The organism is Microbacterium sp. nov. GSS16 (genome assembly GCF_028198145.1).
Lineage (GTDB): Bacteria > Actinomycetota > Actinomycetes > Actinomycetales > Microbacteriaceae > Microbacterium.
This window is the reverse complement of sequence record NZ_CP116338.1, coordinates 471061-491460: the sequence shown is the minus strand read 5'-3', so window position 1 is coordinate 491460 and position 20400 is coordinate 471061. Positions and strand designations below refer to the sequence as shown.

Here is a 20400-nt window from a genome sequence, read left to right as displayed (position 1 = left end):
GTGCCGGAACTGCGATTCCGGCTGCCAGGGCGGTGGTACTCGGTCGATCTGTCGAGCGCTGCGGCAGCCACGGCATCCATCCGCCGCATAGCGAAGGAGTCCGTCGGCCCGGCCGACGACCGCGCGCCCGAGCGGGCGCGGGTGCGACAGCAGCTGCAGGATGCCGTGGCCGCGGGCTCCCGTGGTGACATCCGGGCGATCATGTTCTCGACCGAGATCGCGCTCGGTGCGCCGCTGCCGGTCACACTGCTCGTCTTCGAGCCCACCGACCTGCGGATGAGCCCGGCGATCGGCACCGCACCGGAAGCCGTTCTCGCGGTCATGGCCGAGGGCCTGAAAGAGCTCGATCCCGCGGCGCACGCGTCGATGGCCGAGGTGCGCGGTCCCGGTGTTCCGGCACTGCGCACGCACCGCACCGAGTCCGTCGCCGACGGCAGCGAGGCCGACGGCACGCTCCGACTGATCGCGGACTACTGGATCCCCGTTCCCGGGACGAAGCAGATGCTGCTCGCGCGTTTCTCGACCCCGCTCGGCGAGCTGGAGAACATGATGTGCGCCCTGTTCGACGAGTTCGTGGCGGCCGCGTGCTTCGCGAGCGAGCGTGCGCCGTCGCTGCGCGAGCAGCTGCTGGCCGCGAAGGGCTGACAGCGACCCGTTCAGTGGGGCGCGTCGGCCAGGTGCCGGGCGTGATGCCCGAGCACCTTGACCATGATCCCGCGCCGACGCAGCTCGGAGATCGTGCGCGACTCTTCGTCGCGATCGCGGCCCAGCGCGTGCACGTTCGCGACCACGAGCACGTCCCCCGGTCGCAGCGTGTCGATCAGGCGTGCCAGGCGGTCGCCCCAGGTCTCCAGGATCTCGGGAGCGGGGTGGCGGAACCCCTCGATCGGCACACCGAAGCGCGTGAGGTCGTCGCGCTGCTGGGTCACCGACGGCATGCCGTCGCGCGCGACGACGAGCCCGACCAGACGCGTCCCCTCCGGCCGCGCCGACCACCAGCCGTGATCGTCGTTCGCCAGGCACTTCGGGCAGTTCGCGGCCGCATGCGGCAGATGCAGCGGACTGGTCAGCGCAATCTCGGCCTCGCCGCCGTTCGGGTTCATCGCATCGGTCATCGCCGCACCTCCGGCATCCATTCTGCCCGAGCACCGCGTCTGGGGCCGCCTGACTCCGGGGTGCGGAGCCGGCGCTCAGATCAGCCCGAGCGAACGCACCGTCTCGCGCTCGTCGACCAGCTCGGCCACCGAGGCGTCGATGCGTGCCCGAGCCCAGGCATCCAGCTCGAGCCCTTCGACGATGCGCCACTCGCCGGCGATCGACTGCACCGGGAACGACGAGACCAGCCCCTCCGGCACGCCGTACTCGCCGTGCGAGACGACGCCGGCACTGGTCCACTCCTCGGTGCCGTGCACCCAGTCGCGCACGTGATCGATCGTCGCGCTCGCCGCGGACGCCACCGACGACGAACCGCGCACCTCGATGATCTCTGCGCCGCGCTTGGCCACCCGGGGGATGAAGGTCTGCTCCTGCCAGGCGCGCACATCACCCACCGCGGCGGTCAGGCGCTCGGCGACCGGCTCGCCGTCGATCGTCGCGTGCGAGATGTCGGGGAACTGCGTGGCCGAGTGGTTGCCCCAGATCGGCACCCGGCGCACGCGGGCGACGGGAGCGTCGAGCGTCTGCGCGAGCTGCGCCCGGGCGCGGTTCTCATCGAGCCGGGTGAGGGCGGTGAACCGCTCGGCGGGAACGCCGTCGGCCGACGAGGCCGCGATCAGCGCGTTCGTGTTGGCGGGGTTGCCGACGACCGTGACGCGGATGTCGGATGCCGCGGCCGCGGCGATCGCGCGCCCCTGCGGGCCGAAGATGCCGCCGTTCGCAGCGAGCAGGTCGCCGCGCTCCATGCCGGGCCCGCGCGGACGGGCGCCGACGAGAAGCGCGAGGTTCGCCCCGTCGAATGCGATCTCGGCGTCATCGGTGACCTCGACGTCGTCGAGCAGCCCGAACGCGCCGTCCTGCAGCTCGAGCGCCGCCCCCTCGGCGGCACGCAGCCCCTGCGGGATCTCGAGCAGACGCAGCCTGACGTGCTCGTCCGGCCCGAGCATGTCTCCCGCCGCGATGCGGAACAGCAGCGCGTAGCCGATCTGTCCGCCGGCACCTGTGATCGTGATCGTCGTCGCCATGCCCTGAGCTTATGCCCCGCCTCCAGGCCGGATGAGGGGTGCGCGCCGATTCGTCAAGCCCTCGTCGTCGGATCCCGCGGAGCGCTACCTTTTCAGCATGACTTTCAATCCGGATGCCGACATCTCGGGCAACACCACGCGCCGCCGCGGGCGGGGCGCCGCGATCGCTGGTGGTGGCGTGGGCGTGCTCGGCCTGGTCGCGCTGGTCGTCGCCATGCTCGGCGGTCCCGATCTCACCGGGCTGGTCGGCGGAGCGCCCGGTGGCGGGAACGAGCCCGCCTCCAGCGGCGAGGCGCTCTCAGAGTGCGACACCGGTCAGGACGCGAACACCAGCGACGACTGCCGCATGGCAGGTGCCCAGGTGCTGCTCGACGACTACTGGACGCAGAAATTCGACGGCTACCAGGCGCCAACGATGACCGTGGTCGACGGTGCGACCTCCACCCAGTGCGGCACGGCCTCGAACGCCGTCGGACCGTTCTACTGCCCGCCCGAGCAGGGCGTCTACATCGACCCGACGTTCTTCCAGCTGATGCGGGATCAGTTCGGCGCCTCTGCCGGTGAGCTCGCCCAGCTGTACATCGTGGGTCACGAATGGGGTCACCACATCCAGAACATCACCGGCACGATGGACAAGTACCCGAACAACGGCACCGGCCCCGACAGCAACGGCGTGCGCACCGAGCTGCAGGCCGACTGCTACGCCGGCGCCTGGCTCGGAGACGTGACGAAGCTGAAGGACGACAACGGCGTCACCTACCTGAAGAAGCCGACCGAGGCGCAGATCACGGATGCCCTGAACGCGGCGTTCACCGTCGGCGACGACCACATCCAAGAGCAGCAGGCCGGCCGGGTCAACCCGGAGAGCTTCACCCACGGCACCAGCGAGCAGCGCCAGGCCTGGTTCGCGAACGGCTACAAGAACGGCCTCGGCGTCTGCGACACCTTCGCCGTCCCCGGCGACCAGCTCTGACCGCCGCAGCACCCCTGCCTATCGCCGAGACCCCCACCTATCGCCGAGACCCCCACCTATCGCCGAGACCCCCAGCTGCGCGCGTCTGCAGATGGGGGTCTCGGCGGCAACTGGGGGTGTCGGGGAACGAGGGGAGGCCGCGTCAGGCGCGCAGCGCCAGGAGCAGGGTGCGGATGAGCCCAGGGATGCCGCCGTGCGCGCGGAACCGGGTGAGCCCTTCGCTCACCGCGGAGCCGGTGCGGGAGGAGACGAACCACGGCGGCTTCGGCAGGATCGTCAGACGGCCCCCGCCGTTCAGCAGGGGCAGCGACCGGGGGAAGGGGCGGAACGGCCCGCGCACCACCGAGCGCTCCACGCCGTCGAGCAGCAGGGCGTTGTGCACCACGCCGATGCCGCTGCCGACGTCGTCGAGGGTGCTGCCCGGGAACGCGCCCCAGGTCAGCGTCGGGGTGATGAAGCCGAAGGCCGTCCACGAGTTGATCGCGATCGATCCATAGCGCAGCTCGGTGATCGCACGCTCGAATCCGTTGCCGAGGGACTTCTCGGTGGCCGGATCGATGATGAGGTTGGCGCCCAGAGTGCCCTGCAGCTCTTCGTTCGCGTGCGCGATCGCGGCATCGAGGAACTGCTGACCGGCGCCTGGCAGCTCCACGACGCCGAGCACCGGGGCGAAGTACTCGGTGGACTGCAGTGCCGCAGCATCCTGGCCATCGTCGATCTCGACCAGCAGGCGGTCGGCCAGCACCAGGGCATCCGGATAGTCCTCCGCGGCCTGCCGCATGCGCGACGCCGAGCCGGGATACCAGATCGGCCGCTCGGGGGCGGCCGCATACGCGCGCCGCAGCGCGGCGCGGAACTGCTCGGCCTGCGCCCACTCCGACGAGATGATCACGACCTGCCCGGCGATGCAGTTGTGACCGCAGTTCTGCAGGCGCATGGTGACGACGTGCTCGGCCTGGAAGGCGATGTCGGCGGCGCTCCACTCGCCGGGCACGATGATTATCGGCGAGACTCCGCCGAGCTCAGCAGTGATCGGCTTCTTCAGCAGCGGACGGTTCTCGCGCCGACGTCGTGCGGTCGCCTCCCGCTGGGCTGCTGAGCCCGTCGAAGGGCCCCACACGATGGCGTCGAAGGTCGCCGCCGAGCCGGTGATGTGCACGTGCATCAGGTCACGATGAGCCGTGAGGTACGCGCCGACGGCAGGGCCGCCGCGCACGATCCGCAGGAAGCCGGGGGCGATCAGCGGCGCCAGCGCGCGCTCGTACACGGGCACGAGGGCGTCTTGGGTGGGGTTCACCTTGAGCAGCACCACGCGGTTGTGCGCGAGAAGCTCGTACAGCACGTCGAGGACGGGGATCGAGGTGACGTTGCCCGCGCCCAGCACCAGGCCGACGCCGCCGGGCGCATTCGACGAGCGCTGCGCCAGCCCTGCGCTCGCCCGGGCCGTGTGGGGGGTGATGCCTGGCCGCAGCCACACCTCACCGCTGAAGCCGGAGAGCAGGAGCCGGTCGAGTCCCGTCAGCGGGAACGCGCTCACCCTCGTGCGGCCGCCGGGCGCGCGGCCGACAGCCACCCCGTCGAGCGGCGAGCGCCCGTGGTCCAGTTTCGCAAGCGTGTCGATGTAGGCGTCGAGAGCGCCGAGCACCGAGTACGGCCCGCTCAGCCACTCCTCGCCGCGCAGCGGATGCCTGCGCTCGAGGCCCTTGGAGTCGGCGGCGGTGTTCGCCCACTCGTCCGCTGCGGCGGCGACGCTCGTGCGCAGCGCGCGCAGCAGGGTCGCGCGCTGGCCCACGGTGAGATGCGCCCACGTGCGCGACCCCTGCTGCAGAGCGTCGACGTCGGCATCCAGCGCGCTGCGCTGCGCCTCGTCCAGCTCGCCGTCGAGAGCCGTCTCCTGAGTCATCGTCGTCTCCTGGGGCGGTGGGGAAAGCGGAATGGCGTCAGATCAGCGAGAGCTCGCGCAGCTTCGCCTCGACGTCGGCGTTGCTCGGCTCGACGTGGTGGCTTGCGTCGGGGTAGACGACGACGGGAATGTTCATGCGGCCCGAGATCTCCTTGGCGACGTCCGCTGCCGCGGGATCCGCGACGAGGTCGACGTAGGTGTACTCGACGCCCAGCTGGTCGAGCTGCCTCTTGGTGCGGACGCAGTCTCGGCACCAATCGGCGCCGAACATGGTGATCGTGTCGAATGCGGGAGTGCTCATGCTCCCAGCCTACGGGGACGCACCCGAGCGGGCGCCGTGTGCGCCTCACCGGGAGCGAGCCGTGAAACGATGGATGCTGCATCGCTGCGGCACCCCGCCGACGCACTTCAGAGGACACCGTGGAGGAGAACCCGTGAGCGCCCCCTCCCTTCCTCCCGTGACCGTCATCGTGCCCACGTTCAACGAGCGCGACAACGTCGCCGAACTCGTCGCCCGCGTCTCCGCCGCGCTCGCCGGGATCGCCGCCGAGATCCTGTTCATCGACGACAGCTCCGATGGCACGATCGACGAGATCGCCCGCGTCGGGGCATCCGCCGCCCTCGCCGTGCGCGGCATCCACCGCGACCGCAACACCGGCGGGCTCGGCGGCGCCGTCGCGCTGGGGCTGGCCGAGGCCGCGCACGACGTGTGCGTCGTCATGGACGGTGATCTGCAGCACCCGCCCGAACTGCTGGGGGCCATGCTCACGCGCTACGCCGAGGGCGGCGTAGACGTCGTCGCGGCCTCCCGCTACATCGGCGGGGGTGATTCCGCAGGCCTCGGCACCGCCGTGCGCTACGCGGTGTCGAAGGCGGCGACCGCCGTCACGAAGGCGATGTTCCTGCGGCGGCTCTGGCACAGCACCGATCCGATGACCGGATTCTTCCTCATCGACCGCTCGCACATCGACCTCGACGAGCTGCGACCGCAGGGCTTCAAGATCCTGCTCGAGATCCTCGTGCGCGGCGGCGAGCGGCGCGAGCTGCGCATCGCCGAGGTGCCGCTGGAGTTCGGCGCACGCCGGCACGGCGACTCGAAGGCGAGCCTGCGACAGGGCGCGACCTTCCTCGCGCACCTCGCTCGCCTGCGGTTCGGCAAGATGGGGCGCTTCGCCGTGATCGGCGGCCTCGGGGCACTTGTGAACATCGGCATCATGTGGGCCCTCACCCACCTGGGCGTCGACTACGTGCTCGCCGCGATCGTCGGAGCGGCGGTCACCATCATCGGCAACTTCGTGCTGCAGGAGCTGTTCGTGTTCCGCGACGAGCGAGAGGATGCCCGAAAGCTGTGGGTGCGTTTCGCCGCGTCGGTGTCGTTCAACGCCGTCGAGGCGGCCCTGCGCATCCCGGTCATGGCGCTGATGGTCGAGACCTGGCACATCTCCAGCGTGATCGCCACGGCGATATCCCTGGTGGTCGCCTTCTTCGCGCGGTTCCTGTTCCACGCCCTGGTCGTCTACGCGCCGCGGCGGCGGGCGGATGCCACCGACGAGCCGGCGGCAGACACCGCGACGCTGCGGGTCATGCGTGCCATCGACGCCGAGGCGATGCGACCGGGAGAGCTCTGAGGATCAGGCGTTCTCGGCGGTCGCCGCGTCGTCGGCGGGCGCGGCATCCTGCTGCTCTTCGTGACCGATGCTGCGGGCCTCGAGGTACGAGCACAGCTCCGCCGCGACCGCGAGCTCGCTGGCGAGCGCATGCAGCTGATGGCTGGTGAGGACGGTGTCCTCACTGCTCGGCTCGAGGGTGACGTTCCACCGAGCCTCGCCCATGTGGATCGGCTGCATGAAGATGCTGACCGCCGAGTGCTTCACCGGCACGATCACCAGTCCCGTGTCGGAGCCGTCGGAGCCGTCCTGGATGATCACCCGGATGAGATCACCCGCCTCGCGCTCGGAGCGGAACTCCGCGAGCCACGTCTCCAACGTCTCCTTGCTTCGAAAACTCACAGATGTCCTCCGTCACTGCTTCGTGCGGTCGGCTCGACCGCCTGGGTCCCCTTGCCCTCTTCTATCATTGCTCATGCGGGCTGTGCAGGCGCTCGCTGAAGGAGTGAGCGTGACGGATACACAGACGGACGGCTACTGGTACGAAGAGCGTAGCGAGCGAGATCGCGCCCGAGAAGTGCTCGAGGCTCTCCGCACGTACCGCGCGGCCGAGCGGGCCATGCGGCGCCGGACCCGCGATGAGATGTCGATGGGTGAGAACGAGCTGCTGGCGTTGCGCTACCTGTTCCGCCAGCCGGGTCACGCCGCTGCGCCGGCGGCCCTCGTCGCGTACCTCGGCATCTCGCCGGCGGCGACGTCGGTGCTGATCGACCGCCTGGAGCGCTCCGGGCACGTCCAGCGCGACCTCGACGCCTCCGGGCATCCGACCGCCGTCCGCGCCACCGAGCATGCCGACGTGGAGGTACGGCACACTCTGAGCCGCATGCACGAGCTGATGTACTCCGTGGCCTCGGGGATGGATGCCCAGGCGCAGGCGAACGTCGCGGACTTCCTCCGCGCGATGGCCGACGCGGTCGACGGCCTCGAGCCCTCGGACGCGGCCGACCAGCAGCAGAGCTGAGCCCGATCCCGAATCGCGTCGGTGTTGTCAACCCCATTCTTCGGGGGGCTCCCGCTTGGGATTCTGGGCATCAGGCAGGCCGGATGGCCCGCCCTATCGAAGGGAGCAAGAGATGACCATCGGCACCGGAGTCGTTCTGTTCGTCATCGGAGCGATCCTCGCTTTCGCACTCAACATCGACGTCGGCTGGGCCGACCTCACGATGATCGGCTACATCCTGATGGGTGCAGGCGTCGTCGCGTTCATCGTCGGTCTGCTGCTCATGGCGCGCCGTCGTCGCACCGACGTGGTCACCCGCACCGAGGCCGCTCCCGGCGCGTACGAGACGCGTCGCTCCACGCGCGCGGCGGGAGACGAAGAGGTCTTCTGACCGGAGGAACGTTCGCGCCCGGGTCCCGAGTGAGGCCCGGGCGCGAACTCTGTCTGCGGGCGGCCGGCCGGGGCGCGGACCGCGCGGTCAGGGGACGATGACGAGCTTGCCGCGGGTGTGGCCGCTCTGGCTGGCCGCGAACGCGTCGGCCACTCCGTCGAGCGGGAACGTCTCGGCGATCTCCACTCTCAAGAGCCCCTCGTCTGCGAGAGCCCCGAGACGAGTGGTCTGCGTGCCGTCGGGGCGCACCCAGATGTACCTGCCGCCGTGCTGGATGACCGAGGGATCAGCCGTCGAGACGTGCACACCGTCATCGCTGAGCACGTCGAGGGTCACCTCGAGCTGGCCGCCGACGAAGTCCGCGACCGCATCGACGAGCCCGCCGCTGAGCTCGCGCACGCGCCCGGCCAGTCCCTCGCCGTAGCTGGTCGGCTCGCCTCCCAGCGATCGAATGTAGTCGTGATTGCGCTCGGACCCCGTCGCGATGACCTTCGCGCCGCGGGCCGCGGCGATCTGCACCGCGAAGCCGCCCACACCGCCCGCGGCCCCGTGGATCAGCACGGTGCGGCCGGCCAGATCGCCGAGCGCGTCGATCGACCGCAGCGCTGTGCCGCCGGCCAGAGGCAGAGCGCCGGCCTCCTCCCAGGAGAGGGATGCCGGCTTGCGAGCCACCGCGGAGATCGGAACGGCGACCCGCTTGGCGAACGTGCCGGCGCTCACCGTGTCCTTTCGGGCGTAGGCCATGACCTCGTCGCCGACTGCGAACTCCGGCGTGTCCAGGCCGACCGCCACGACGACGCCGGCGACGTCCCATCCCGGGATCACCGGGAACTGCGTGGGCATGAGAGCGTCGAGCCCGCCCGTCATGACCTTCCAGTCGACGGGGTTCACGCCCGCGGCGCGCACCTCGACCAGCACCGACGCCGGCGGGAGTTTCGGCTCCGGCACCTCTCGCACCTCGAGGGCATCGAGGTCCTGGGAATACCGGTCGTACACGACAGCGCGCATGGTGCCTCCTCGGAGCGGGTGCGAATAGCATCCACTCTTCCACGTGCCGCGGCGCCCGGGGTCGGATCCGGCTCACCCGGCCTGCACATCTTCTCTCGGCGCTTACAGTCCCTGCCCGGCGTCCCACAGTCGTTCGGTGCGGCCGGCGAGCAGGGCATCGAGCGAGATCGCCTGGGCATCGGTGAGCGAGGCGACGTAGTCGATGATGCCGCGACCCCGGCCCAGCGTCTCGACATCGGCGTGGTCGGCAGGGTCACCCAGGCGACGGTGGTCGTCGGTGGCGAGGTCGACGAGGTCGATCAGGCGGCGCGGCGCACGGCGCGCATCGCGCGGATCATCGAGCCAGGCGGTGAATCCGTCGACCAGACGCTCGAGCACGCTCGCCTGCCCACGCTGGTAGACGGCGAGATCGGGCCGCTCGAGGATGAACCGCTCGTGCAGGAACTTGAGCACGGCGACCTCGTGCCACGCCTGCCGGTTGAGGCTGACGTGCCCGGAGCGGATGTCGGGATCCCGATGCACCTCGATCGAGGACTGCAGCCGGCCGATCCACGCGGTGGTGAACCGGGCGAGTGCGCGCTCGCTGGCGAGGGACCCGTCGAAGGGCTCGGCGACCAGGCCGTCGATCACCTCGGACGACACCTTCGCGACGGCTTCGCTGAACGCGTCGGGGTCGGCGATCCAGCTGTCTTTCGACTGCATCCGACGCCACAGCAGCTCCAGCGAATGACCCGGCGTGCGAGTGTCGGCGGCGAGCGTGGCGTGATCGGCGGCACGCAGCTGCGCGAGGTCTCGGCGCCATGAGCGGAACTCGGCCGACAGGGTCGCCGGGTTCAGCAGCCCGGCGCGGTAGAAGTCGTCGAGGTCGTGCAGCGAGTAAGCGATGTCGTCGGAGATGTCCATGATCGAGCACTCGACGGTCTGCTGGCCCGCGGCGATGGAGGGGTACGCGGAGAGCGCCTGACGGGCATCCGGTTCGTCGATCGCGTAGAAGCTGAACTTGCTGCCGCCGCCGCGTCGTGCGCCGCCCGCGCTGCGGCGCCACGGGTACTTCAGCACCGCCGCGCGCACGGCCGCGGTGAGGTTCAGCCCGACGCCGGGGCGGTCGTGCTCGTCGAGGCGGGTGAGGATGCGGTACGTCTGCGCGTTCCCCTCGAATCCCTCGGCCAGCCCGAACCGGGTTCGGGCGAGGCGGTCGAGCGTCTGCTCACCGAGGTGGCCGAAGGGCGGATGCCCGAGATCGTGCGCCGCGGCGGCCGCCTGGACGACGACCGGGTGCGCCCCTCCGAGCTCGGTGACGATGCGGTTCGCCTCGTCTGTGCGGGTGGAGAGGTGGGTCGCGATCGCCCGCGCGACGGCTGCGACCTTGATCGAGTGCGTGAGCCTGTTGTGCACCGCGAGGCCGGCGCCGGCCTGCGAAATGACCTGCGTCACCGCCGACAGACGCGAGTAGTACGGCGAGAAGCGGATGCGCTCGACGTCGACCCGGAACTGCGGATGCCCTTCCGCCCGCTGGAATTCGTCGAGCGTCTCGGGCAGTCGTCGCGTCTGGCGGGGATCATCCGGCTGCTGAGGCATGACTGTCAGTGTGCCATGGGCGATCGCCCGCTCCGGCTCACAGACGCGCGGCGATGCGGTGCAGCGCCTCGTGCGGCACGAGTCCCGCGGTCACCGTAGCGATCTGCAGCAGCGACATGCCCATCGCCTCCTCGGGCAGCGGCCCGTCGACGATGGAGCCGAGCTCGTCGCGCAGCACGCTGCGGGCGTGCTCGTCGGCGAGCAGCTCGCGCACCGAGCGCATCGCCACCGCCGAGTCGCCGAGCGCCGACAGATCGGCACCGCCGGCCGTTCGGGCCGCACGGTCGGCGTGTACGCCGGGTGAGACCGGGGTCAGTCCAGCCGCGCGGAGATTTCGTCGATCATCTGCGTGACCCGGTGGCGGGCCTCGAGCAGCCGACGGACGTCGGTCTCGAGGCTCGCCAGCCGTGCTCGCGCCGCGTCGTGCCTGCCGGCGATCTGTAGGTTCGCGCGGATGCTCATCGCCGCCCCCGACAGCCCGGCGCTCAGCGCTTCCATCGCGACGGCGAGATCGACCGCGATGTGCGGATTGCCGGCTTCGGCGAGCACCTGCGCATCGGAGGTGAGCAGGATGCCGATCGCGCCGAGCCGCGCCACTGATTCGGCTGCGTTGACGGCGGCCGCGCTGACCTGCTCATCGCGCCGCGGGTCGTCGGATGGCAGCGCCAGTGCGGCGCCGAACCGCACCGACAGCACGCCGTCCGCCTCGACGGCCTGCAGCACGTCCGCGCGGTTGCGCTCGAGTCGCGCCGCGCAGGCCGATGCGGCGGCGCTGTCGGGCGTGTACGCCGCGACCATGCCCATCAGGGCGGCGGCGACGCCGAGCAGCACGCCCGTCGCCGCCCCGCCGCCAGGGGAGCCGCCCGGCTGACTGAGGGCGTCGAGCCAGGCATCCATCGGACGGGATGTCGGAACGTGTGCGGAATCGGGATCGGCCATGCGCGCCAGGGTATCGGGCAGTTCGAGCGTCGATCTCGATGCGCGAGAGGAATATCCGCCCGCGTGACGGGTTGTGTCCGATATGACGACTCTCGGAATCATCGGTGCAGGACACATCGGCAGCCAGATCGCTCGGGCTGCCATCGGTGCAGGCTACGACGTCGTGATCGCGAACTCGCGCGGGCCGGAGACCCTCGCTGATCTCGTCGCCGAGCTCGGCGACCGCGCTCGCGCAGCGACCGCCGAGGAGGCCGGTGCAGCCGGCGACGTCGTGGTCGTGACCGTGCCGCTGCATGCGCTGCAGCAGATCCCCGTCGAGCCGCTCGCCGGGAAGATCGTGCTCGACACCAACAACTACTACTTCGAACGAGACGGCCACATCGACGCCCTCGACAGGGGACTGACCACGACCTCCGAGATGCTGCAGGAGCACCTGCCGACGTCTCGCGTCGCCAAGGCGTTCAACCACATCCAGGCCGAGCAGATCACCGCGGGCGGCATGCCCGCCGGCACCCCGAATCGTCGAGCGCTGGCGACGGCGAGTGACCATGCGGATGCCGCGGAGTTCGTCACCCACCTGTACGACCAGCTGGGATTCGACACGGTCAACATCGGCCCGCTGAGCGAGTCGTGGCGCGTCGAGCGAGACCGCCCGGCATACGTCGTGCGGCAGAACGCCGAGGAGCTGACTCAGAACCTGGCGATCGCCAATCGGCTGCCCCGATGACCGCGAAGACGATCGTGCTGACAGGCGCCAGCGATGGCATCGGGGCGGCAGCGTCACGCAAGCTGGTCGCCGACGGGCATATGGTCGTCCTCGTCGGCCGCTCGCCGCAGAAGACCGCAGCGCTTGCGGGGGAGCTCGGCGCGGAGCACTTCTCCGCAGACTTCGCGGATCTGTCTCAGGTGCGTGCATTGGCGGAGGAACTGAAGCGAGCCCACCCGCGCATCGACGTCCTCGTCAACAACGCCGGTGGCATCTTCGGCGACAGGACCAGAACCGTCGACGGCTTCGAGAAGACGCTGCAGGTGAACCATCTCGCGCCGTTCCTGCTCACCAATCTCCTTCTCGACACCCTGATCGCGAGCAGCGCGTCGGTCGTCAATACGTCCAGCGCGGCCGCGCGCCTGTTCGGATCCATCGACATCGACGACCTGAACAACGAGCGGGGCTACTCGCCGAACAAGGCGTACGGCGACGCGAAGCTCAGCAACATCCTCTTCACCAAGGAGCTTCAGCGTCGTTTCGGCCGACGCGGGCTGTCGGCTGTCGCCTTCCACCCCGGCGTCGTGCGCACGAGCTTCGCCTCGGACACCACCAGCGTCATGCGGTTCCTGTATCAGACGCCTCTGGCGCGCCTGCTAGGTCTTCTCAGCCCGGAACAGGGCGCCCGACCGCTGGTATGGCTGGCAGGAGGTGAGCCGGGCACGGACTGGATGCCGGGGGAGTACTACGAGAAGCAGAAGGTCGCGGCGACCAGCCCGCAGGCACTCGACGAGCAGCTCGCCGCCGAACTGTGGCGTCGCAGCGCGGAGTACGTCGGATTGCCGGACGACGGGGCGTGACGCTGAGCCGCATCGCCGAGAAGATGGGGCTCAGCAAGGCCACCGACGCCGGCACGACCTCGCAGAGGCTCGACCGAGAGCGCGGCATCATCGATCGCGGACGCCTGTACTCATTCCGCCACCGCGCGCTGGAGGCCTTCTTGACCACCAGCTGGCCGGAGGTCTGAGCGTGTCAGCGGCGGTTCGGCGCGGAGAGGCAGACGTGCCCGCAGGGTCTCGTGGCCGGCACAAAAAGAACCCCCGCAAGTAGAAGCCTTGCGAGGGTTCGGCAGCGGTGTAATCTCCGCTACGTGGCTCCGACCGGCATCGATCCGGTGACCTTTCGATTTTCAGTCGAACGCTCTACCAACTGAGCTACAGAGCCGTGCGGCACATCATGATCTGCCGCACCCTAGACGAAGAGCCTCCTCGAAAGAAGGCTCAACGCTCGGAGCGACCCTGACGGGACTTGAACCCGCGACCTCCGCCGTGACAGGGCGGCACGCTAACCAACTGCGCTACAGGGCCATAACTTTTCAATTGTATCGGAAGAGTGACCCCAACGGGATTCGAACCCGTGCTACCGCCGTGAAAGGGCGGCGTCCTAGGCCGCTAAACGATGGGGCCGAAGAGATTCCCTGGGGTTTCCCTTGCCGACGCTCAAGCATAAGGGCTGGCGGCGGCAAAAACGAAATCGAGGGCGAGTCGGCTTACATCCCGGGCGTTTCGGGAGGACGATGGGATGACGAGAAGTACACCTCGCGTCTCCCCGCACGCCCGCGGAGAGGCCGGCCTCTGGTGTGACTGTGACGAATGTTGTTACTGTTGCAGCTGTGAATCCGGCGAAAGGAGCCGAGTGAACGAGGACATTACTGCGGATGCCCGATCCGCAGGGGCCGACTGCGGCTGCGCCCCGACGGCCGCGGAACGCGAGGCCCTCTGGTCGCGCTCGAAGCTCACCCGCCGTGGTGCGCTCACCGCCGGAGCCCTGAGTGTCATCGCTCTCTCGGCCTTCGGTGTGTCGGCTGCCACGCAGACGGCCCAGGCCGCCGGCTACCCGAGCTGGGACGACGTGCAGCGCGCCAAGGCGAACGAGGCGGCGAAGGCGTCGGAGATCACGCGCATCGAGGCGCTGATCAAGCAGCTCACCGATGAGGCCGCAGCGGCCGAGGCCGCCGCCCGCAAGGCCGGCGAGGAGTTCTACGCCGCGCAGCAGGCCTACTTCGACCAGGCCGCCAAGGCCGACGACCTGCAGGCGCAGGCCGACGAGCAGGCGAAGATCGCCGCCGACAGTGCCCGCAAGGCCGGCCAGGTCGCCAATCAGCTCTATCGCAGTGGCGGCGATGAGGCGGCGCTCGAGCTCTTCCTCTCCGAGTCCTCAAACGGCGCCGACGACCTTCTCGCTCGCCTCGGCAGCATGGACAAGCTCGTCGAGTACAACCGCACGGTCGCCGACCGTGCGGCATCCGCTCGCGACACCGCGCAGTCGCTCAGCAATCAGGCGTCCACCGCCCGCGACGAGCGCGACCGGCTGCAGAAGATCGCCGAAGAGAAGATGCAGGCCGCGCAGCGCGCCGCCGACGCGGCTCAGGCTGCGCTCGAGGAGCGCCAGGCCAACCTCGTGACGCTGCAGGCGCAGCTCGCCGCTCTCAAGGACAACACCACCGCGACGGTCGCCGGCTACCAGGAGGGCGAGCGCATCCGGAAGGAAGAGGAGGCGCGTCGCCGCGCCGAGGAGGCCGAGCGTGCGCGTCGGGCCGCGGAGGAAGCCGCCAAGAACAACCAGAGCGGCGGCGGTGGAAGCGGTGGCGGCGGTGGTGGCGGTGGCGGCGGCGGCGGCGGCGGGTCCGGATCCGGTGCATGGCGACGTCCGCACGGCGGGTACATCTCGTCCCACTTCGGCCCGCGCCCGCCGGTGTGCACCGGCGGCGTCTGCCGCTCGACCAACCACGGCGGCACCGATTTCGCTAACGGATGCGGCGCGCCGATCTACGCGGCGTCGTCAGGGCGGGTGGATGCCGCGTTCTACAACGGTGGCTTCGGCAACTGGGTGCGCATCCAGCACGGCAACGGCATCTCGACCAGCTACGCCCACATGTCGGGCTACGCCGTCTCGCACGGCCAGCAGGTCAGCGCCGGGCAGGTCGTCGGATATGCCGGCAACACCGGCGCCTCCCAGGGGTGCCACCTGCACTTCGAGGTGTACATCAACGGCGGCCGAACCAACCCCTACAACTTCCTGGCGGCCCGCGGCGCGATCTGAGCCGCAGCGCAGCTGAGAACGACAGAACCCCCGGCCGCGCGGCCGGGGGTTCTCGCTTCGACAGGCTCACCGACCCATGGGAAGGTCACCGACCCATGGGAAGGTCACCGATCCGGGTGAGGGTCAGTGACCGTGGTGAGGGTCAGTGACCGTCGTTCGCGAAGCGCTCGATGGCCTCGTCGAGGATGCGCTGCGCCTCCGCGGCGTCGCCCCACGCGTCGACCTTGACCCACTTGTTGGGCTCGAGGTCCTTGTAGTGCTCGAAGAAGTGCGCGATCTCCTTTTTCGTGTACTCGGGCAGGTCGTCGATGTCCTGAACGTGCGCCCAGCGCGGGTCCTTCGACAGCACGGCCACGAGCTTGTCGTCGCCGCCCGCCTCGTCGCTCATCTTCAGCACGGCGACGGGGCGCACGTTCACGACGACGCCGGGGAAGATCGCGTGGTCGAGCAGCACCAGCACGTCGAGCGGGTCGCCGTCCTCGCCGAGCGTGTTGTCGAAGTAGCCGTAGTCGGCCGGATAGCCGAACGTGGTGTACAGGACGCGGTCGAGGTGGACACGACCGGTCTCGTGGTCGACCTCGTACTTCACGCGGCTGCCGCGCGGGATCTCGATGACGGCGTCGTGTGCGCCCATGTTCTGTTCTCCTTGGAATGACGGTCGGATGCCGGGCACCAGCCTACTGGGCGACGTTCCGGGGAGAGCTGACGGCTACCGTGGAGTCGTGCCCTCGCTCGATCCCGCCATCGCCGAAGTCCGACGCGCCGTGCGCGCCGCCCTCGGAGCGCTGCCCGACGGTGCCACGGTCATCGTCGCCCTCTCCGGCGGTGCGGATTCGCTTGCGCTGACCGCCGCCACCGTCTTCGAGGCGCGCGCCCGTCACATCACCGTGCTGAGCCTGACCGTCGACCACCAGTTGCAGGAGGGATCGGATATGGCTGCCGCATCCGCAGCCGTCGCCGCCGAGAGCATCGGCGTGCACGATGCGCTGCAGACGAAGGTCTCGGTCATCAGCGGCGGCGCGGGCATCGAGGCCGCCGCGCGTGAAGCCCGCTATGCGGCGATCGGCAGCATCGCCCGCGCGGAGGGCGCCGCCGCCGTGCTGCTCGGCCACACCCTCGACGACCAGGCCGAGACCGTGCTGCTCGGCCTCGCACGCGGCTCGGGGGCGGCGAGCCTGCAGGGCATGGCGCCGGTGCGCACGAGCGACGACGGGATGCTGTGGATGCGCCCGCTGCTCGGCGTGCGCCGCGAGATCACGCGCCGGGCGTGCACGGCATCCGGGATCGAGGTCTGGGACGACCCGCACAATCTCGACAGCCGCTACGCCCGCGTCCGCACCCGCCAGCGCGTGCTGCCGGTGCTGGAGGCCGAGCTCGGCCCCGGCATCGCCGAGGCGCTCGCGCGTACGGCCGAGCAGCTGCGCGAGGATGCCGAGGCGTTCGAGGAGATGATCCACGAGACCATCGAAGACATCGTCGAGCACGCCGAGGCGGGCATCGCCGTGAGCGTCGCGGCGCTTGCCGCGAATCCCGCGGCGCTGCGCAACCGAATCATCCGCCTCGTCGTCGACAGCGAGTTCGGCGTCAGCCTGACCCGCACGCAGACGCTCGAGGTGGCGCGTCTGGTCACCGACTGGTCGGGTCAGGGGCCGATCGATCTGCCCGCGTGCACCGCGCGACGGGCAGGCGGGCAGATCGTCTTCAGCGCGCGGTAGCCGCTACTTCCGGCCGCCGAGCAGTCCGCCGAGGATGTCGCCCAGGCCACCGAGCCCGCCGCCGGATGATCCGCCGCTCGCGCCACCCGAGCTGCGGCCACCGCCGAGCAGACCGCCGAGGATGTCGCCCAGGCCACCCCCGCCCGAGCCACCCTTGGTCTTGTTAGCGATGATGCCCATGATGATCGGCGCGAGGATCGGCAGCAGCTTGCCGAAGTCGATGCCGCCCGCCGTCTTCTCGCTCTTGTTGAGCTTCTCGGCGACCTCGCCCTTGCGTTCGCCGAAGACGTGCTTCACGATCTTCTCGCCGTCGGCCTGATCGACGTCGTCGACCGTGGACGCGCCGGAGAACCCGCCGTGCCGATTAAGCGCCTTCTCGATCGCAGCCGAGCCCTCTCCGCTCTCGGCGTTCTTCGCCAGACCGCCGAGCAGAGTCGCGCCGCCCTCCTTCACCGCCTGCCTCGCGACCTCGGGGCTGACGCCGAAGCGCTTCGCGATGTCATCCACCGGCACCTGGTTGAGAATCTCGTCGACGTTCATGTCTTCCCTCCCTGCAGGACGGATGCCCCGCTTCACCGCTCACAGTAGTGGGGACGCATAAGCGGATCGACCTAAGATCGATCCATGCGCGCTGCCGACATCCAGGACGACCTCAGCCAGATCCTCGTCACCGAGGAGGAGATCCTCGCGAAGCTCGATGAGCTCGCAGCCCGGGTCGCCGAGGATTACGCGGGCAAGGACCTCATCCTCGTCGGCGTGCTCAAGGGCGCCGTGATGGTGATGGCCGACTTCTCGCGCGCGCTGCCGATGGACGCCCCGATGGACTGGATGGCGGTGTCGAGCTACGGCGCGAGCACGAAGTCGAGCGGCGTGGTGCAGATTCGCAAGGACCTCGACACCGACCTGCACGGCAAGCACGTGCTCATCGTCGAGGACATCATCGACTCGGGCCTGACGCTCAGCTGGCTGCTCGAGAACTTCGAGTCGCGGGGTGCGGAGTCGATCGAGGTGCTCGCTCTGCTGCGCAAGCCCGAGGCGGCGAAGGTGCAGATCGACTGCCGCTACGTCGGGTTCGACATCCCGAACGAGTTCGTCGTCGGCTACGGGCTGGACTACGCCGAGAGCTACCGCAACCTGCGCGACGTCGCCGTGCTGGCGCCGCACGTGTACAGCTGATCCTGCGGGTGGGCTGGCCGTTCGACAGGCTCAGGGCCCCAGAGGCTCGGGGTGGGTACGCCCGTGGTGAACGTTCAGCGGACCCCTGAGCGCCGAGCGGTACGCTGAACGCATCATGGACGTCAAGAAGGTCTCCCGCAATCCGCTGATCTATGTCGCGTTGATCGGCGCGCTGCTCTTCGCCGGTTTCCTGCTGATCTCGAACCTCGCGGCCCCCACGCAGGTGACCGTGCAGCAGGGGCTCCAGCTGCTCAAGGGCGACACGGTGACGAAGGTGGTCAACACCGACGGCGACCAGCGGGTCGACCTGACGCTCTCGAAGGAGTTCGAGGGCGCCAAGAACGTGCAGTTTTACTACGTCGAGGCGCGCGCCGATCAGGTCGTCGAGGCCATCGACGCCGCTGAGATCAAGGCTAAGGACGTCACCGACGTCGTGCCCCGTGCGACCTGGTTCGACGGTTTCATCTCCCTCCTGCTGCCGCTCGTGCTGCTGGGGCTGCTGTTCTGGTGGCTGCTCTCGTCGATGCAGGGCGGCGGCAGCAAGGTCATGCAGTTCGGCAAGTCCAAGGCCAAGCTCGTCAACAAGGAGACCCCGACCGTCACCTTCGCCGACGTCGCCGGAGCGGAGGAGGCCATCGAGGAGCTGCACGAGATCAAGGAGTTCCTGCAGGATCCGGCCAAGTTCCAGGCCATCGGCGCGCGCATCCCGAAGGGCGTGCTGCTGTACGGCCCTCCCGGAACCGGCAAGACGCTGCTCGCTCGCGCCGTGGCGGGCGAGGCCGGCGCGCCGTTCTACTCGATCTCCGGTTCGGACTTCGTCGAGATGTTCGTCGGCGTCGGCGCATCCCGCGTGCGCGATCTGTTCACCCAGGCCAAGGAGAACGCTCCGGCCATCATCTTCATCGACGAGATCGACGCCGTCGGCCGTCACCGCGGTGCCGGCATGGGCGGCGGCAACGACGAGCGCGAGCAGACCCTGAACCAGATGCTCGTCGAGATGGACGGCTTCGACCCGAACGCGAACGTCATCGTCATCGCGGCGACGAACCGCCCCGACATCCTCGACCCCGCGCTGCTGCGCCCCGGCCGCTTCGACCGGCAGATCGGCGTCGACGCGCCTGACATGAAGGGCCGCCAGCAGATCCTCGAGGTGCACTCCAAGGGCAAGCCCCTCGCGCAGTCGGTCGACCTCGAGGTCGTCGCGCGCAAGACCCCTGGCTTCACGGGTGCCGACCTCGCCAACGTCCTCAACGAGGCTGCTCTGCTGACCGCGCGCTCGAACGCGCAGCTGATCGACAACCGCGCGCTCGATGAGGCCATCGACCGCGTCATCGCCGGCCCGCAGCGCCGCACCCGTGTCATGAAGGACAAGGAGAAGCTGATCACCGCCTATCACGAGGGCGGGCACGCCCTCGCCGCGGCGGCGATGAACTACACCGACCCCGTCACGAAGATCACGATCCTGCCGCGCGGCAAGGCGCTCGGATACACGATGGTCATGCCGCTCGACGACAAGTACTCCGTCACCCGCAATGAGCTGCAGGATCAGCTGACCTACGCCATGGGCGGTCGCGTCGCCGAAGAGCTGGTCTTCCACGACCCCACCACCGGCGCCTCGAACGACATCGAGAAGGCCACCAGCATCGCGCGCAAGATGGTCATCGAGTACGGCATGACCACGCAGCTCGGCCCGGTCAAGCTCGGCTCCGAAGGCGGCGAGCCGTTCGCCGGTCGCGACATGGGGCGCGGACGCGAGTACTCCGAGACGATCGCCGAGCGCGTCGACGCCGAGGTGCGCGCGCTGATCGAGCAGGCCCACAACGAGGCCTACAAGGTGATCAGCGAGAACCGCGACATCCTCGACCGTCTCGCCCTGGCGCTGCTCGAGGAGGAGACCCTCGACCACAACCAGATCGCCGAGATCTTCACCGAGGTGCGAAAGCTCCCCGAGCGCCCGCAGTGGCTCTCGAGCGAGGAGCGCCCGGTGTCGACGCTGCCTCCCATCGCGGTGCCCCGTCGCGTGGAGGAGGGCGTCGCCGCGCAGACTGCGCAGCAGACCGGCCAGGCACGCCCGTCGACCTCACCCGCGACCGGTGGGCAGGCCCGACCGGCGACGGCGTGA

At 69.6% G+C, this 20400-nt stretch carries 23 protein-coding genes and 3 tRNA genes; 12 read left to right on the top strand and 14 right to left on the bottom strand.

All coding sequences use genetic code 11. The annotated features are described in order from the left end of the window. The gene (locus PGB26_RS02300; RefSeq protein WP_271638686.1) at positions 1 to 645 is read left to right on the top strand and encodes a hypothetical protein; all 645 of its coding nucleotides are present in this window, start codon (positions 1 to 3) and stop codon (positions 643 to 645) included. An 11-nt stretch (positions 646 to 656) separates the two neighbouring features. Here the strand turns inward: PGB26_RS02300 and PGB26_RS02295 are convergent, their stop codons facing one another. Further along, on the bottom strand, positions 657 to 1115 hold the full coding sequence (locus PGB26_RS02295; protein ID WP_271638685.1) for a recombinase family protein: 459 nt from the start codon (positions 1113 to 1115) through the stop codon (positions 657 to 659). Between the two features lie 75 nt (positions 1116 to 1190). Further along, on the bottom strand, positions 1191 to 2180 hold the full coding sequence (locus tag PGB26_RS02290) for a malate dehydrogenase (RefSeq protein ID WP_271638684.1): 990 nt from the start codon (positions 2178 to 2180) through the stop codon (positions 1191 to 1193). Between the two features lie 97 nt (positions 2181 to 2277). Here PGB26_RS02290 and ypfJ point away from each other — a divergent pair, with 97 nt between their 5' ends. After that, a complete protein-coding gene (gene ypfJ, locus PGB26_RS02285) occupies positions 2278 to 3153 on the top strand; it encodes a KPN_02809 family neutral zinc metallopeptidase (protein ID WP_271638683.1) in 876 nt (291 codons plus the stop codon). A gap of 142 nt (positions 3154 to 3295) precedes the next feature. On the opposite strand, the gene PGB26_RS02280 is transcribed toward ypfJ, so the two are convergent. Beyond that, entirely contained in the window at positions 3296 to 5056 is a 1761-nt protein-coding gene (locus tag PGB26_RS02280) for an aldehyde dehydrogenase family protein (RefSeq protein WP_271638682.1), read from the bottom strand. Positions 5057 to 5093: 37 nt separating this feature from the next. After that, positions 5094 to 5357, bottom strand: coding sequence for a glutaredoxin domain-containing protein (locus PGB26_RS02275; RefSeq protein ID WP_271638681.1), 264 nt, complete (start codon positions 5355 to 5357; stop codon positions 5094 to 5096). Between the two features lie 133 nt (positions 5358 to 5490). On the opposite strand from PGB26_RS02275, the gene PGB26_RS02270 reads away from it, so the two are divergent. Further along, positions 5491 to 6684 carry a glycosyltransferase gene (locus PGB26_RS02270; RefSeq protein WP_271638680.1) on the top strand — a complete coding sequence of 398 codons (1194 nt, stop codon included), beginning with the start codon at positions 5491 to 5493 and terminating at the stop codon, positions 6682 to 6684. 3 nt (positions 6685 to 6687) lie between these two features. On the opposite strand, the gene PGB26_RS02265 is transcribed toward PGB26_RS02270, so the two are convergent. After that, complete coding sequence (locus PGB26_RS02265; RefSeq protein WP_271638679.1) at positions 6688 to 7065, bottom strand: hypothetical protein; 378 nt, start codon at positions 7063 to 7065, stop codon at positions 6688 to 6690. A 109-nt stretch (positions 7066 to 7174) separates the two neighbouring features. On the opposite strand from PGB26_RS02265, the gene PGB26_RS02260 reads away from it, so the two are divergent. Together PGB26_RS02260 and PGB26_RS02255 are read left to right on the top strand one after the other, a co-directional pair. Further along, on the top strand, positions 7175 to 7684 hold the full coding sequence (locus PGB26_RS02260) for a MarR family transcriptional regulator (protein WP_271638678.1): 510 nt from the start codon (positions 7175 to 7177) through the stop codon (positions 7682 to 7684). Between the two features lie 112 nt (positions 7685 to 7796). Next, the gene (locus PGB26_RS02255; RefSeq protein ID WP_271638677.1) at positions 7797 to 8054 is read left to right on the top strand and encodes a DUF6458 family protein; all 258 of its coding nucleotides are present in this window, start codon (positions 7797 to 7799) and stop codon (positions 8052 to 8054) included. Positions 8055 to 8141: 87 nt separating this feature from the next. Here the strand turns inward: PGB26_RS02255 and PGB26_RS02250 are convergent, their stop codons facing one another. The 4 genes from PGB26_RS02250 to PGB26_RS02235 form a co-directional block, all read right to left on the bottom strand. Next, positions 8142 to 9062 (bottom strand): NADP-dependent oxidoreductase, encoded by a 921-nt coding sequence (locus PGB26_RS02250; protein WP_271638676.1) that lies wholly within the window; start codon positions 9060 to 9062, stop codon positions 8142 to 8144. 102 nt (positions 9063 to 9164) lie between these two features. Further along, positions 9165 to 10640: a deoxyguanosinetriphosphate triphosphohydrolase family protein gene (locus PGB26_RS02245; protein ID WP_271638675.1), complete on the bottom strand. Its 1476-nt coding sequence runs from the start codon at positions 10638 to 10640 to the stop codon at positions 9165 to 9167. Positions 10641 to 10677: 37 nt separating this feature from the next. Next, positions 10678 to 10869, bottom strand: coding sequence for a hypothetical protein (locus PGB26_RS02240; RefSeq protein ID WP_271638674.1), 192 nt, complete (start codon positions 10867 to 10869; stop codon positions 10678 to 10680). 83 nt (positions 10870 to 10952) lie between these two features. Continuing rightward, positions 10953 to 11579 (bottom strand): cyclodeaminase/cyclohydrolase family protein, encoded by a 627-nt coding sequence (locus tag PGB26_RS02235; protein ID WP_271638673.1) that lies wholly within the window; start codon positions 11577 to 11579, stop codon positions 10953 to 10955. Positions 11580 to 11661: 82 nt separating this feature from the next. Between PGB26_RS02235 and PGB26_RS02230 the strand changes: the two genes are divergently transcribed. The 3 genes from PGB26_RS02230 to PGB26_RS02220 are packed head-to-tail and all read left to right on the top strand — an operon-like array spanning position 11662 to position 13312. Continuing rightward, the gene (locus tag PGB26_RS02230; RefSeq protein WP_271638672.1) at positions 11662 to 12306 is read left to right on the top strand and encodes an NADPH-dependent F420 reductase; all 645 of its coding nucleotides are present in this window, start codon (positions 11662 to 11664) and stop codon (positions 12304 to 12306) included. After that, complete coding sequence (locus PGB26_RS02225; protein ID WP_271638671.1) at positions 12303 to 13145, top strand: SDR family NAD(P)-dependent oxidoreductase; 843 nt, start codon at positions 12303 to 12305, stop codon at positions 13143 to 13145. The genes PGB26_RS02230 and PGB26_RS02225 overlap by 4 nt, the downstream gene beginning before the upstream one ends. Then, positions 13142 to 13312 (top strand): hypothetical protein, encoded by a 171-nt coding sequence (locus PGB26_RS02220; RefSeq protein WP_271638670.1) that lies wholly within the window; start codon positions 13142 to 13144, stop codon positions 13310 to 13312. Before PGB26_RS02225 ends, PGB26_RS02220 begins: the two co-directional genes overlap by 4 nt. Positions 13313 to 13436: 124 nt before the next feature. On the opposite strand, the gene PGB26_RS02215 is transcribed toward PGB26_RS02220, so the two are convergent. The 3 genes from PGB26_RS02215 to PGB26_RS02205 all read right to left on the bottom strand — a co-directional run bounded on the left by PGB26_RS02215 (position 13437) and on the right by PGB26_RS02205 (position 13751). After that, positions 13437 to 13509 (bottom strand) — tRNA-Phe (locus PGB26_RS02215). Positions 13510 to 13578: 69 nt separating this feature from the next. Then, positions 13579 to 13652: transfer RNA gene (locus tag PGB26_RS02210), tRNA-Asp, on the bottom strand. 26 nt (positions 13653 to 13678) lie between these two features. After that, positions 13679 to 13751: transfer RNA gene (locus PGB26_RS02205), tRNA-Glu, on the bottom strand. A gap of 229 nt (positions 13752 to 13980) precedes the next feature. Here PGB26_RS02205 and PGB26_RS02200 point away from each other — a divergent pair. After that, on the top strand, positions 13981 to 15387 hold the full coding sequence (locus PGB26_RS02200) for a peptidoglycan DD-metalloendopeptidase family protein (protein WP_271638669.1): 1407 nt from the start codon (positions 13981 to 13983) through the stop codon (positions 15385 to 15387). A 142-nt stretch (positions 15388 to 15529) separates the two neighbouring features. On the opposite strand, the gene ppa is transcribed toward PGB26_RS02200, so the two are convergent. Then, on the bottom strand, positions 15530 to 16021 hold the full coding sequence (gene ppa, locus PGB26_RS02195) for an inorganic diphosphatase (protein WP_271638668.1): 492 nt from the start codon (positions 16019 to 16021) through the stop codon (positions 15530 to 15532). A gap of 88 nt (positions 16022 to 16109) precedes the next feature. On the opposite strand from ppa, the gene tilS reads away from it, so the two are divergent. After that, positions 16110 to 17102, top strand: coding sequence for a tRNA lysidine(34) synthetase TilS (tilS, locus tag PGB26_RS02190; RefSeq protein WP_271638667.1), 993 nt, complete (start codon positions 16110 to 16112; stop codon positions 17100 to 17102). A gap of 3 nt (positions 17103 to 17105) precedes the next feature. Here the strand turns inward: tilS and PGB26_RS02185 are convergent, their stop codons facing one another. Further along, positions 17106 to 17642 (bottom strand): DUF937 domain-containing protein, encoded by a 537-nt coding sequence (locus PGB26_RS02185; RefSeq protein ID WP_271638666.1) that lies wholly within the window; start codon positions 17640 to 17642, stop codon positions 17106 to 17108. 84 nt (positions 17643 to 17726) lie between these two features. On the opposite strand from PGB26_RS02185, the gene hpt reads away from it, so the two are divergent. Both hpt and ftsH read left to right on the top strand, forming a co-directional pair. Next, the gene (gene hpt / locus PGB26_RS02180) at positions 17727 to 18278 is read left to right on the top strand and encodes a hypoxanthine phosphoribosyltransferase (protein ID WP_271638665.1); all 552 of its coding nucleotides are present in this window, start codon (positions 17727 to 17729) and stop codon (positions 18276 to 18278) included. A 115-nt stretch (positions 18279 to 18393) separates the two neighbouring features. After that, positions 18394 to 20400, top strand: coding sequence for an ATP-dependent zinc metalloprotease FtsH (ftsH, locus tag PGB26_RS02175; RefSeq protein WP_271638664.1), 2007 nt, complete (start codon positions 18394 to 18396; stop codon positions 20398 to 20400).